We start from the raw sequence: 14,577 nt of genomic DNA, 5'->3' as shown, positions 1-14,577 counted from the left end.
CCTCGTCCGCTGAGCACTTGGACTTTGAAGGAAAGCCTAGTGAACAAGAGAATCCGCCTGCAAATCCTAGGCGGAACCTATGCCATCTCACGCCTGAGCGCATCGTCGGCAATTCCGGCGTGGGCCGATGGCCTGGGATTTGTATCGATCAGTCGCGGCGCTGATGAATTGTCTGTCGTTTGTCTCCAGGAGCGTGTGCCAGCAGGCATCACTACAGAAGGGGGATGGACAGCGATTCGCTTCGTCGGTCCCTTTGCCTTCGACGAGACTGGGATTTTGTTGTCAGTCGCACAGCCTCTTTCCGAAGGCGGGATTGGAATCTTCGTCGTCTCCACCTACGACGAAGACCACGTGCTGCTGAAAGCCGCCGATATGACACGGGCGGCCGAGTTGCTGATGCAAGCGGGCCATATTCTGTTGTCCGCTTGAAGGCCATGTGTCCTTTTTACTGAAGAACCGCGAAACGAGATCAAGTTACGTCATCTTCGTAACTTTGTCGCAATGACTAGGACTAGCGTTCGATGTCAATGGCGAACCCTTTGTCGTGAGGGAGCCCTGGGGAGGCAACTCGTAATATTGGGTTGGTCCCGTAGATACTGCTGCTACATCTGGAAATGCTGAGGCTTTGGAAGCGCCTCTCAGGCAAGTTCCGGCTTGGCTCGATGGCCTTGGCGCCTGGTCGGGGCGGTTGATGGTCCCTAGGGATTGTCGCCGTCGCTATGGACGGCACTCGCAAGCACCGTCCGCCGCCGACACATTCCACGCGCAGCGTGCAGTCCAATCCCTACAGACGTCTATCTGATCTTTTGCTAGCTTCGTTCCGTTGCTTGCGGAGTCTGTACACGTCGACGCAAGCAACCATTGCAGTGATGCAGTGTAGAAGCGCGAGCCAGAGGTGTTAGAGCACCCCTGACTCGCTAACCAAACCAACTTGCATTGGAGTTGATATGGCTAAGCCAGATCATACGGTACTCGCTCGCCCGCCGAACCCCTCGGCGACACCCTCACCGATAACCCGGGCGGTTCGCGCTATCAGCGAACACGATTGAGGAACCGCGGCGCTGCCGTTTCCATGCGAATTCACTTAAGCCGTTGCACCCGGCGCGTTGCCGCGTGCCTCGATGGCAAGGGCGGTCGCTGCGATCCACTTCTTCAATCACACCGCATCGGCGCTCAGGCATGAGCCGTCGGTGAGCCCTTGAGTCCTGTGATCGCCCCGCGGCACGTCGTGCATTGCGCACGGTGTGCCGCACCTGGGCGAAACGAACGAGTCCACGCCAAGGAGATACCACCATGGCCGGTATCGCACGCAAGTCGCAGCCCCTCGCGCTGCACTACGATCTTCCCGAACACGCGTATCGCCAGCTCTGCGAGATGCGCGACGCGCTATGGCAACTGGCTGACCTTGCCGCCAGCGCCGATCCCAAGGCGAAGCCGCTGAAGGTGGATGCCAGGCCCGTGTTTGCGTGCTTCGCCAAGTACGCGGAAGAACTCGCCGCTGTGCTTGATAGTTGCCAGTGGCGGTCGCCGGGGAACTAGGCAAGTGAATCGAACTGCCGCCATCGGTATGGTTGCCTAGAACTGTTTGTGCACTCCGATCCGTATGCTCTGGTCGTGTGCATGCGGCATCAGCAGGTATTGATACTCCGTGGTGATCAACAGGTCGTCCCGAAGCTGCCAGTCACCGCCGACGCCCGCCTGCACACTGGTGCCATTGGCGGAATAGGGGTTCGTCAACACATTCCAGGAACCCGCTGTCGGCACGAAGGCGTAGCCCAAGGTGGTGTCGCTGGTGCCCTGAAAATCGTGACCAACCTCAAGGCGTGCGTGCGGAATGAACATGTTGTCGTTCCAGGCCATCTTGCCGCTTGCACGTATCCCTACGACCACCTGTGAGGTGCGCACCGTCTGGGTGCCGTAGCTCAAGGCTTCGGCGGCATCGCCGCTTTCGGCGTAGCCGTTGAGTGAGGACAGCGACCACGCCAGTCGACCGTAGGGCGACACGGCCCATGCGCCCGCTTTGTAGGCGTAGCCTGCCGTGAGCGAGGCGAACCACTGGTTGCCGTTGCGATGGCCGGCGAGTGCGGTGCCACTATCGCTGGCGTAACGCCGGCTATCAAAACGCAGGCCACCGCCGCCCAGTACGCCGTCGATATACAGGTGCGATGTCGGCTGGTAGCTGCCGTAGATGGCGGCGCTGTAGCCCTGCGCAACGCTGCGCGTCCCGTTGTTGCCGACTTCGCTACGGTCGTGGTTGTAGCCGAGGCTGAAGCCGATCAGGGCGTGCTCGCCGATGCGCTGGTCGGCACCGGTGTTCACTGCGATGTTGTCGGAATCAAACCCGGCCGCGCGTCGATACGCATCGAAAGAGCCGAAGTTCGCCGCGCCGTTGATCCATACGCCAAGACCCGATGATGCTGGTGGCTGCGTTGTGGGGGCGCTGCCTTGGGGTGTTGTATCTGCCGGGGCCGATGCGCCATCACCGCTCTCGGCGGCGCCCATGCCGGGGCGCATACCGACAGGCGATGGCGTGCCGGATGGCGCTGCGTTTCTCGCACCTGTAGCCGCGCCCGTCGGCGCCTGCATGGGCTTGCCGCCCAGGCTGATCGATACGTTGTTGCTGAAGGAGGCCGTTGCATTTCCATCATGCAAACTGTCCAGCCGGCTTTGGATGTTGCGAAGCTGGCTTTCTGCAAAACGTTTGGCTTGCATGGTCTGGGCATTGATCAGTCCTAGCGCATCCGGGTTCCGCGACGGATCGGGCTGGTTGCTGACCAGCACAAGCACGTTGATTACCTGCGTTTGCCCATCGGATGCCGTGAGTACGGCTGTGATCTGCACCAGACCGTGGAACGTCGAAGCGGGCGTAAACGTCAGCGTGGTCGGCTGGCTCAGCGTCGTAGTGCCGGCACCAGCCGGCGACAACCCGAGCAAGGCGGATGATGTATAGGTGCCGGGCGCCACCGCGGCCAGGTTCACCGACACGGGACTACCGGGCTGCGTGGAAACCGTTTGGCTCAGGCCGGTGGCGCTGCCTGAGGCGGTGACCGTAACCGTGATGGTGCCCGGCGCCGACGTACCAAAATGGTTGCTCAGCTGATAGTTGAACGTATCCGTCCCCACGAAGCCCGCGGCCGGCGTATAGACGATCTGCTCGCCATTGGCTGTGGCCGTGCCATGCATCGGCTGTGTCGCCACCGTCGCTCCGGTCAGGGGCTGCGGGCCGGTTGCCATCGCGGCGGCTTCGATGAGTACAGGCGTTGCCTTCGTGGTGACGACGGAGAGTGCCGTCGCGACCGGCGTGCTCAATGGCGTGACCGTGATCGTGATGGTTGCGGGCGTTGAATGGCCACCCGGGTTGATTGCGGTATAGGTGAAGCTGTCCGTGCCGCCGTAGAAGGTGGAGGAGGGCGTGTAGGTGACGGTCTCACCCGACGTGCTCACCGTGCCGTGCGCCGGTGAACTCGCGATAAGGATGCCGGTGACACCTGTGCCCGAGATGGCGCTGGTGAGGTCGATGTTCGTTGCGGTGTTGTACGGCGTCGTTGCCGACTTCGCGGCGACAGTGGGTATCGGAAGCGCGCCCACGGTGACCGTAACGGCCGCCGGTGCCGATGTGCCGCCCGGGTTGGTCGCGGTGTAGGTGAAGTTGTCGGTGCCGCCGTAGAACGTTGACGATGGCGTGTAGGTCACCGTTTCACCCGAGACGGTCGCCGTGCCATGCGCCGGTGCGTTGGCGATGTTGACCGCGGTGATGGCGGTTCCGGCGATGGCGCCTGCGAGGTTGATATTGGTCGCCGTGTTGTAGGGCGTCGTGACCGACGTAGCTGAAACCGTAGGGGCGCCGACCGCGTTGACCGTCACGGTTACGGTTGCCGGCGTGGAGGTTCCTCCGGGATTCGTTGCGGTGTAGGTGAAGCTGTCGGTGCCGCCGTAGAACGTTGCCGAAGGTGTGTAGGTCACCGTTTCGCCCGAGACAGTCGTCGTGCCATGCGCCGGTGCGCTGGCGATGTTGACCGCCGTGATATCGATCCCCGTAATGGCGCTCGCCAGGTTGATGTTGGTTGGCGTGTTGTAGGCCGTTGTGACCGACGTGGCTGAAACCGTAGGGACGCTCACCGCGTTGACGGTCACGGTAACGGTCGCTGGCGCGGAGGTTCCTCCGGGATTCGTTGCGGTGTAGGTGAAGCTATCCGTGCCACCGTAGAAGGTTGCCGATGGCGTGTAGGTCACCGTTTCACCCGAGACGGTCGCCGTGCCGTGCGTTGGAGCAGTGGCGATGCTGACGGCTGAGATGTTGGTTCCGGTGATGGCGCTCGCCAGGTTGATGTTGGTTGCCGTGTTGTAGGGCGTCGTCGCCGAAACGGCCGCCACTGTGGGCGCAGCCGGTGGGTTGACGGTGATCGTTACGGTCGCTGGGGCTGATGTGCCGGCGGCATTGGTGGCCGTGTAGGTAAAGCTGTCCGGTCCCGTGTAGCCGGTGGCCGGCGAATACGTGATGGACGTTCCGGTGGCCGTTGCCACGCCATGGGCCGGCGCGCTGGCCACCGCTACGGACGCGGGATTGCCGCTGATATTCAAGGGCATGGCGTTGTTGCTGCTGTTGAATGCCACGCTGGCGCTTGAGGGGCCGGCTGTGGGTGCGGCAAACGTAAACGACCCGCCGCTGTAAGTACCCGCGTCGGTGACGACTGTGATCGTCACCGTACCCGAGCCGTTGGGTACCATCGCGTAAATGATCGGGTTGCCGGAACCGTAGGTGACGGTAAATGAGGTGGCCGGCGTGGCGCCGAAAAGGACCTGTGTGGCGCCCCAGAAACCGGAGCCTGAAATGGTCGTCACGCTGCCGACCGTCGCCGAAGCCGGGCTGACACTCGATATCGTGGCGCCGGCCGATTGGCAAGTAATGCTGTACGTCGCGGAACTGCTGAGCTGATTGCTGAGGTTGTCGGCACTCGCCCCCGAGCCCGTCTCCGCACCGGAGACGGTATTGGCATTGGTGGACATCATCAGGAAGGAGCTGAGGTACAGAACCGTGCCGGACGATGTCAGCGTTACGTAATCCCCCTGGTTGACCTGCTGGCTATTGGTCAATAGTTGGACGTATCCGTGGCCGGGAATGGTGCCACTCTGCCCGTTGAGCGCCTGGCACCCGGGCGAGGCCTGTGCGAGGGCTGGCAAGCCGATCACGCCCAACAGCGCGAGCTTGGATAGCCCACGCCAAAATCGCCGTGTCCTCGTGCTGCACATGGCGTTCGCTCCCCTGTCCCGCATTTTTTAAGTGCGATCAGTTATGCATACGGCCAACAGGGCGGGTATCCCCGATTTCAGGGTGGCATGAGTCCTTGAAGCGCTGCCGGATACCGTCTATGGGCAGAATTCGCCTGCGACCCGAAGTTGCCACGCTGTTAGCGCATAATTGCGTCGACAGGGGTACGAATCGCGATGATGGGGACGACAGGGGAAGCCATTGCTTTGAGCCCGGCGCTGGTCGTCGAAGACGATCCGGCCATGCGGCTGCGTCTGGCACGACTGCTCGCCGAGCAGCCGGGTGCTGCTGTGCCGCCCGTCTTCGCCGGCAGCCTCGCTGAAGCGAAGTCGTGCCTTGAGAACGACAGCATTCGCATGGCCCTGGTCGACATCGGCCTGCCCGACGGCAACGGCATCGAGCTGATCGCCTGGCTGCGCACCCATCGTCCGCACGTGCCCGCCGTGGTCATTTCCGCATGGGGTGACGAGGAGACCGTACTGGCCGCCCTCCGTGCGGGAGCCATCGGTTATTTGCTGAAAGAGCGTGAGGATGCCGAGCTGACGCTGGCGTTGCAGAGCATCCAGCGTGGTGGCGCACCTATCGACCCCTTCGTCGCCCGACGCATTCTGGCGCTGCTGGGCGCCGCGGATGAGCCGGTCGCGTCGACCCCGCCCTCTGCCGCCACGACAGGCGAGACGTTATCGGAGCGCGAGTCCGAGGTTCTTCGGTTGGTGGCACGCGGCTTCAGCAACCGCGAGATCGCTGAACTGACCGGCCTGTCGCGCTTCACCATCGAGAGCTACACCAAGAGTATCTACCGCAAGCTGGCCGTCGGCTCTCGCACGGCCGCTGTGTTCGAAGCCAAGGCATTGGGTCTGCTGCATTGAACCGTTTTCGTTTCTGGCTGGGCATTGGCCTGTTGATGTTGCTCGCTGCGTGCTCGCAGCAGCCTCCCACCACCGCCGCGCTCCAGGTTATCGATCAGGCGGAGGCGGTACGCGCCGACTGGGACAGCAAGATGCCCCCCGCCACCGGCTGGACGCCGGTCAAACTGATCGATTTCTGGGATGCGCGCTGGCCGCATCACGATGGTGTGGTGTGGTATCGGCTGCGATGGAACCAGGCCGATGCGGAGATGCCCGTGGGCCTGCTGGTCGACTACGTATGCCTGGCCGACGCTGTCTATATCAATGGCAGTCTGATCCATCGCGACGCGCATCTCACCGAGCCGCTATCCCGTAGCTGGACCTCGCCGAAATATTTTCTGCTCGACCGACCGCTGCTGCATCCCGGAGAAAACACGCTGCTGGTGCGCGTCTCCGGTCTGGCTGCCTATCAGCCTGGCTTCGGAACGGTAGCGGTGGGTGCGCCGGACGCGGTGCAGGCGCGCTATCAACAGGGCGTGTTCTGGCGCCACAACGTGCAGATGTTCGACCAGGCCGTGGGGATGGTGCTGGGCTCGCTGTTTTTGATGCTTTGGCTGCTGCGCCGCAAGGACACGGTATTTGGTTGGTTCGCTTTCAGCACCTTGCTGTCTGCCGGCTACAACTGGAACTACCTCGCCACCGACATCTGGCCATTCGCCAGTACGCACGCCTGGCAAGCGTTCAATATCGCCTTGTATTTCTCCGCCGGCGTCACCTTCATGGTGTTCTTGCTGCGCTATCGCGAACGCCGCTTGCCGCGCCTCGAAGGTGTCCTGCTGGCCGCTTCGCTGCTCTCCATCATCGCCGCGTTGCTGGTGCCGGAGACCATGGGCTCGAATCGCAGTGGGTGGGCGATCGTTGGCGGCATCATTTACTACACCGCTACGCTCGCTTTCCTCTGGCATGCCCTGCGCCGTCCTCGCGCCGACCGCCTGGTGCTGGCCGCGTGCATGCTGGTGCAGGTGCTGACGTCGATACATGATTTTCTGCTGTTCTATGGATGGATCCGCAGCAGCGTTTATCTGCTCGCGTTCACTTCGCCGCTCACCTTGATCGGCATGGGCTTCGTCCTGGCGTATCGCTTTGCCGTGGCCATGCGTCGCGTGGAAGGTTTCAACGCCGAGCTGCAGCTTGAAGTGGAGACCGCCACTCGCCAGCTCACCCAGACGCTGGCGCGAGAGCACGATCTGGCTCTGACCAATACCCGCATCGGCGAGCGTCTGAACCTGGTGCGCGATCTGCACGACGGTTTTGGTGGCAGCCTGCTCGGTGCGATCGCCACGTTGGAGCAATCGCCGCCGTCACCCGATGCGGTACGCACTGTTGCTGCGTTGAAGGAGTTGCGCGACGACCTGCGCCTGGTCATCGATACGACCACTCATGCACAGGACACCGACCTGGCCGGTCTGCTGGCTCCGCTGCGCCACCGCTGGAGCCAACGTTTCGAGATGGCCGGCATTGATAGTCGCTGGCAGATGGAAGGCCTCGTCGAGCTGCGCCTCGGCCCCGCACGCAGCCTCGATTTGCTGCGCCTGTTGCAGGAGTCGCTGACCAACGTGCTCAAACACAGCGGCGCCAGTCGCGTCGATGTCGCCGTGCGGTATGTCGATGCGCAGCTGCATGTCGATGTGCGCGACAACGGCCGCGGCTTCGATCCCACCCGCCCGCGCCTCGACCGGGAGGGCGGCGCGGGACTCGTCAGTCTGCGCCAACGTGCGGCGCGGCTCGGCAGCGAGCTGGCTCTGGATACCGCGGTCGGCTCCGGGGTCGCCCTGACCCTGGTGCTCGATCCGACATCCTCCGGTTCCGCGCAGCCCTGATTTCGGGGATAGACCACCCCCGAGAGCAACGCTAGCTTGCCCTCGAATCTCAGCTTCAACCTTTAGCCGGCCGGCGTTCGTCGGCAGTGCGCGCGTGCCGGGGGGCATCGCGATGAACCGCATTCGCTTCACTTTCGTTCGTTGCGGCCCGGTCCACCCGGTTGGGTATGCTGATACTGATCGGCACAAGCCGGCGAGCGAACGCCTCATCTTCGCCAACGGTTGCCCTCGATCCGCTGACCACGATAAATCGGTGCATGTGATCACCCCCGTGGGTGTGGGTAGTCAGTCCAACCCATAGTCGATGCTGTCTGCATTTTGACGATCTGGCCGGCACGAAATCCCCTATCGATCGGACGCTGAGTTTTTGCGTCGCAGCGTGACACCTCGCGTCTTCAGCGTCTTAATTTCCCCTCAGGGGACTTAGATCGATCTAAGTCAAGAGTGATTCGGATCATGTCGCTGCCGCGAAAGATCTGGATGACCTGGAGAGGGGCGGGGAGAGGCAATGGGTGTGCGTCAGGCGCCGCCCAGGATGTCGCTGCTTCCCGCAGACCGGTTGAGGGAAGTGGGGAGTCGCCGCATGAAACCAGAAACCGTCCGTAGTTCCGTGATGACAGGCACGCGCGTTCGCGGCTTCAGTTCCACCCATTTATTTGGCTCCGGCTGCGCCGGGGCAAGCGGCGTGCCGCTTTGGCAACGCCAGACCCGGGCCTTCGCGACAGCGCATCCGGGGGCCTGAAACATTCACCGCTAACGAGCCTGATGCCCGTCGTGCATCGAAAATTTAGATCGATCTAATTAGAGAGGAAGAGAGAGGGCCTGCAGCCATAAATCGCGCAGCGCTGCAGTGATCAAACGGGGGATCACCGCGCCTACTCCTGAAGGGCGCACACCAAAGTAGGGGAATCAAAAAAATGACTTACCTGCCACACGTGTTTACGCGCAAGCCGTTGTACACCGCACTCGCCTTGGCAACCTTGTCATTGGGCGGCAGCCTGGGAATGCCCGCTGTTGCTTTTGCGCAGGCATCCGCGCCTGCAGCGGCTCCAGCGACAACACCGCCGCCGGCACAAACGTCCGATAGCGCAACGACGAAGAAAACCGATAAGGAAAAAACCGGCGGCACGACCAATCCCACCACGCTCCAAACGGTCGTCGTCACGAGCTACCGCCAGTCGATCGATCAGAACGTTCAGGACAAGCGCGATTCCAATTCCATCGTCGAAGTGATTAACGCGCAGAACATCGCGCAGTTTCCCGCCAAGAACATCGCGGACGCGCTGGCGCACGTGCCGGGCGTGGTCATCAGCCGCGAGTCGGGCGAGGGCAAGACGGTCAGCATCCGCGGCCTCGCACCCGAACTGACGCTGACCCAGTTGAACGGCAACTACGTGGCGTCCGCCGACACGTCGGCGAGCCTCTCGCGTTCGTTCAACTACACCCTGTTCCCGGCCAACATGTTCTCGGACATCAAGCTCTACAAGAGCCTTGAAGCACGTCTGGACGAGGGCGGCATCGGCGGCAACGTCGACCTGCGCACGCGCCGTCCGCTCGAGATGGCGGCGAACGAAGGCTTCGTCACCGGCACCGCCGCGAGCTCCGATACCAGCTCGAAGACGGAACCGCAGGGCTCGGCGCTGTGGTCGTGGAAGAACAAGGATGAAACCTTTGGCGTGCTCGTCGCCGGCGCCTACCAGAAGCGCCAGGCGACCACCTACGAAGCTGATGCTACGAGTTGGCACTGGTGGTCGGATGCGTGTACAGACCACGCGACCTGTACCCAGCCGCCGGTGGATGTCCACGGCAGGCCCTACGACTCCGCGGTCAACAACAACATCGACCTGTGGGGCAATGGCGTCGTCGACCAGGCCGGGCACATCTCCAACGGCTTCTGGATGCCGCAGCAATTCGCCACGAGCCGCAACGACCTGACCCTGAAGACCAAGGGCGCCCAGGCCACGATGCAGTTCAAGCCGAGCAACCACTTCCTGCTGACCGGTAACTATTTCCGCTTCGAACGCCAGCAGACGCAGATTACCAACACTCTCGAAATTCCCGAATGGGGCCTGCCGAACAACTCCAACTACGCCGACCAGAACGGCCGCCTGCTCGCGCCCAATGGCCTGACCTTCGACAAGTCCGGCACCATCGTCACAGGCGCGAACTATGTGCTGCCGCCCAAAGGCGTCGGTTGCAACGCCGCGGTGAACCCGGTCACGGGCGCTGCCCGTCAAGCGGTGGACGTGTGCTCGACGGAAATCCCCTGGCTCAATGGCAACTACTCCGTCGAGAAGGCCACCTCGCAGACCCTTAACCTGGAAGGCGAATGGGATAACGGCGGCAGCCTGAGCGGCTCGTTCAACGTCGGTCGGACCTGGGCGAAGGGCGGCCCCTCGATCGAACTGGGCATGGCCGCCAAGCCGCGCAATTTCGTCAATGGCCAATGGGTGGACGGCAGCACGGGCGCGGCATGGACCTTCAGCGGCAAGCCCGGCATCGTCGCCGACCAGTCGGTGCTGCCGAACATGCTGGCCGGCGCCGGCCAGGTCGACCTCGGTTCGACGGGCTCCAACATGGTGAACACCCGTACTTCGCAGAACTTCGCGCAGGCGGACTTCACCTGGGCGTTCGAATCCTCGTGGATGCAGTCGCTGCAGTTCGGCGCGAAGTACAGCGATGCTCATGCCGAGCAGCAGAGCAACGAAGTGCGCTGGTACTGCAGGGGGACCACCTCACAGTTCCAGACCTGCGATCCGAACGCGGGCCAGCTGCCGGCCAGCTTCCTGCTGCCGAATTACCTCAATGGCGCGAACCATGCCTACGAAGACAGCATCTTCCCGGCGATCAACTTCCCGGCGTACTACAACCACCTCAACTCGACCTACGATCGAGTGCTCTACAACAAGCCGCAGAACAAGTCGTCGATCGGCGAAAAGATCGCGGCTGCCTACGTGCAGATGAACTTCGACACGGGCACCCTGCGCGGCAACGTCGGCCTGCGCTTCGTCACCACAAAGCAGGATCTCACCGTCGCCAACCAGGTCACCACCAACAACGCGGTGTACTACCACGACGCGGCGGGCAACATCTTGATCTGTCCCGCCACGGGCGTGAACGCGGGCGGCGGGGCGTGCGCCCCGGGCGACTTCCAGTACCTGCCGCGCGAAGTGGCGGTGGTAGAGAACTTCAACAACTCGACGACCAACAAGCGTTACAACAAATTCCTGCCGAGCTTCAATATTGCCTGGACGATCGCGGAGGACTTCGTCCTGCGTGCGGCCGGCTCGCAGGCGATGGCCCGTGCCAACTACACCGACCTGGCCCAGCTGGGCCAGCTGACCAACAACACGCAGGATTACTACAACGATCGCAAGCAGTTTGGCGCTCCGCTGCCGGGTTGGTACGGCTCCGGCGCCAACGCCGCGCTGAAGCCCTTTACGGCCACCCAGTTCGATCTTGCCGGCGAGTGGTACTACGCCCCCCACGGCGTCGTCGGTATCGATCTGTTCGAGAAGAAGGTGAAGAACTTCGTCGTCCCGGTCACCGTCAACAACATCAACGTGAATGTAGGCGGTACCCAGACGAACTTCCGGCAGTACAGCACCAATGCCAACGGCCGCTCCGGCACATCGAAGGGCATCGAGCTCTATGCGCAGCACACCTGGGATTCGGGCTTCGGTTATATCGTCAACTACACACTCAACAAGACCAATGAAACCGCGGTCTCGCTGGGCGATACGCAGGTGGGCAAGGCCGAGCTGATCGGCAGCGCGAAGTACGCGGCGAATGCCTCGCTGTTCTACGAAAAGAATGGCCTGCTGCTGCGTGCCAGCGACAACTGGACGGGCCGCACGATGCAGGGCCTGGCCGCGGGCCTGCCGATCTACGCGCAGCCGTACCACCAGATCGATCTGAACGGTGACTACCAGTTCAACAGGCACTTCATGGTCACGGCGTCGATCATCAACATCAATAAGGCGACGCCGCACACCTATCTAGGTGGCGACACGCGCGCGCGTCTGGTCCAGCTGATGTATCCGGGCCGGCAGTACTACCTGGGCGTGACCTACAAGTTCGGCGGTGACAGCGACAAGTAAAAAAGACGGGGCCGGGGACATCACTCGGCCCCGTCTTCTTTTCAAGCGAAGGAAAACCACATGAATACACCCATGGCACGCCTTCCCCATCGTGCTCTCGCCGTTGCGTTGTCCATGCTCACCGTGACCTGCGCGACAGCTGCATGGGCTAAAGACAACCAACTTGCGACATCCTCCGCGGCGCCAGTGGACCTCGCCAACCCTCTGGTGGGAACGGCCCCCCTCGACAAGCAGACTCTGCTCGGCAACGCGCCACCGCCCGGTGAGCCCACCTACACCGGCATGACTACGCCAGGCGCCAGCCTGCCGCAGAGCGCCACCGAAGCCGCGCCGGTCAACATCAACGCCGACCTGAGCTTTGCCACCGGTGTGCCTGTGGCCTACGACTACCGACGTCCCACCATGTTCGGTTTCAGCGGTGGCGGCTCGACCTATGGCGCGCGCGGCGCACCCATCGTCATGCCCGTGGTGGGAGATTGGACGGTGCCGCCGGACTACATGGCGTCGTACTACGACAAGGCCACTGAAAAAGCATCGCCCGGCTATTACACCGTGGATCTCGCCACGTTCCGCACGAAGGTCGAACTGACGGCCACGCAGTGGACCAGCCTGATGCGCTTCACTTTCCCGGAAAGCCACCGATCGAACGTGGTGCTGAACCTGCGCCGCGCCGGCGGCGACGTGGAAGTGGTGGATGACCATACGATCCGCGGTGTCGCCATGGCCGGCCGTCGCGACAGAGACACCGATGGCCCGTACTTCGTCGCCGAGTTCTCGCGGCCGTTCACAACGTTCGGCACGTTCCATGCCGAAGTCACCGCCACTGGCGAGGGCCTGGGCCGCGAAGACGTGAAGGCTGCCCGTCCGAAGGTCTCCGGCGACTACGCTGGCGCCTATGTCACCTACGACACAAAGGCTGGCGACCAGGTGGTGGTGCGTATGGCCCACGGCCATAGCGCCGAGGAAGCCGAGCAAAGGCTTCGCGCCCAGGACAGCGACACTGACTTCGACCGCGTGCACGCGAAGGCGCGCGCTCGCTGGGCGGAACTGTTCGGCCGCGTGGAAGTGACCGGCGGTACGGCGAAGCAGCGCATGCTGTTCTATTCGACGCTGTACCACGCCTTCGCCAGCCCACGGATGATCGCTCGCAAGGGCGAGCACTACATCGACGCCCAGGGGCGCGACCAGGTAGCGGATTACGATCATTACGGACCGGTGCCGTTCTGGGATACCGGCCGCAACCAGATCACGCTGCTGATGCTGCTGGAACCGCAGGTGGTGCAGGACATCATGCGTTCCGAGCTGGATATGGCGCGCGAGCGCGGCTACATGAATACCTCGTTCCACGGCGACCACGCCGTGTTCCTCTACGACGGCGCATGGCAGCGCGGCATCTCGTTCGACTACGCCGCTGCCTATACGTATCTGCGCAAGAACGCGACCGATCCCAACGGGCCACGCGGCTATCTGGCCGAATACATGAAGAACGGTTGGATCGCAGACATCGTTCCATCGGGCAACCCCAGCCCGCCCTACGCGGGAGGCAAGGCGGGTGCTGCCACCACGCTCGAGTACGCATGGGACGATCACGCACTGGCGGATGTCGCCCGTCGCCTCGGCAAGATGGACGATGCGCAGATGTTCCTGCGCCGTGCCGCCAACTATCGCAACGTGTTCGATCCATCGGTGGGCTTCGTTCGCGGCCGCACCGATGACGGTAAATGGATTTCGCCGTTCGATCCGGGCGAGCCGTACTACAACTTCATGATGAAGGAAGCCTCGGGCTGGTCCACGCTGTGGCTGGTGCCGCACGATGTGCAAGGCTTGATCGACCTGCTCGGCGGGCGCGCCGCGTTCAACACCAAGCTCGATGCATTCTTCTCCACGCCCTACCAGCCCAAAGGCATCTGCCGCGACTGCACCGGCATGATCGGGCAGTACGTGCAGGGCAACCAGCCGGACCAGCAGGCAGCCTATCTCTACGCATGGAGCGGCCAGCCGTGGAAGACGCAGTCACTTACTCGCCGCATCCTCGCCGAGCTGTACGGTAGCGACGCCAGCGGCTACGGCTTCCCCGGCATGGACGACCAGGGTTCGACCTCGTCTTGGTATGTGCTCAGCGCGATGGGTTTCTATCCGGTCGATCCCTCTCGCCCCGACTACATCCTGGGAAGTCCGATCTTCGACCGGGTCCGCGTGCGCATGGGCAACGACAAGGTCTTCGAGATCGTTGCGCGCAACAACTCGACTCAGAACATGTACATCCAGTCCGCCACACTCAACGGCAAGCCGTGGACCAAGCCATGGTTCAGCCATGCCGACATGGCGAACGGTGGCATGCTGGTGCTCGTGATGGGGCCTGAGCCAAACAAGTCGTGGGGTGCTGATGCGAGCGATGCGCCGTTTTCGATGTCGGTGGAGCGCCAGTGATTGTCGGTCAGCGTCGAATCTCAGCAGCGCAGAACAACCTACTCCTCCCC

Annotated in this window: 7 protein-coding genes; 6 read left to right on the top strand and 1 reads right to left on the bottom strand. The window is 62.7% G+C overall.

Annotated features, from left to right (window positions below):
• The first annotated feature begins 39 nt into the window (after positions 1-39).
• Both ISS97_RS05045 and ISS97_RS05040 read left to right on the top strand, forming a co-directional pair.
• Positions 40-429 (top strand): ACT domain-containing protein, encoded by a 390-nt coding sequence (locus ISS97_RS05045; RefSeq protein WP_379985983.1) that lies wholly within the window; start codon positions 40-42, stop codon positions 427-429.
• A gap of 864 nt (positions 430-1,293) precedes the next feature.
• Positions 1,294-1,539: an XAC0095 family protein gene (locus ISS97_RS05040; protein ID WP_379985982.1), complete on the top strand. Its 246-nt coding sequence runs from the start codon at positions 1,294-1,296 to the stop codon at positions 1,537-1,539.
• Between the two features lie 36 nt (positions 1,540-1,575).
• Here ISS97_RS05040 and ISS97_RS05035 read toward each other — a convergent pair whose 3' ends face one another.
• Positions 1,576-5,250, bottom strand: a complete 3,675-nt coding sequence (locus ISS97_RS05035; RefSeq protein WP_379985981.1) for an Ig-like domain-containing protein — start codon at positions 5,248-5,250, stop codon at positions 1,576-1,578.
• A 198-nt stretch (positions 5,251-5,448) separates the two neighbouring features.
• Here ISS97_RS05035 and ISS97_RS05030 point away from each other — a divergent pair, with 198 nt between their 5' ends.
• From ISS97_RS05030 to ISS97_RS05015, 4 genes are all read left to right on the top strand, one after another.
• Positions 5,449-6,138, top strand: a complete 690-nt coding sequence (locus ISS97_RS05030) for a response regulator transcription factor (RefSeq protein WP_379985980.1) — start codon at positions 5,449-5,451, stop codon at positions 6,136-6,138.
• Complete coding sequence (locus ISS97_RS05025) at positions 6,135-7,997, top strand: sensor histidine kinase (RefSeq protein ID WP_379985979.1); 1,863 nt, start codon at positions 6,135-6,137, stop codon at positions 7,995-7,997. Before ISS97_RS05030 ends, ISS97_RS05025 begins: the two co-directional genes overlap by 4 nt.
• A 917-nt stretch (positions 7,998-8,914) precedes the next feature.
• Complete coding sequence (locus tag ISS97_RS05020) at positions 8,915-12,097, top strand: TonB-dependent receptor (RefSeq protein ID WP_379985978.1); 3,183 nt, start codon at positions 8,915-8,917, stop codon at positions 12,095-12,097.
• A 60-nt stretch (positions 12,098-12,157) separates the two neighbouring features.
• Positions 12,158-14,527, top strand: coding sequence for a GH92 family glycosyl hydrolase (locus tag ISS97_RS05015; RefSeq protein ID WP_379985977.1), 2,370 nt, complete (start codon positions 12,158-12,160; stop codon positions 14,525-14,527).
• Positions 14,528-14,577: the final 50 nt, after the last annotated feature.

The organism is Dyella koreensis (assembly GCF_044904565.1).
Lineage (GTDB): Bacteria > Pseudomonadota > Gammaproteobacteria > Xanthomonadales > Rhodanobacteraceae > Dyella_D > Dyella_D koreensis.
Note: the sequence above shows the minus strand (reverse complement) of the source record. Positions and strands in the feature narration are given on the sequence as shown.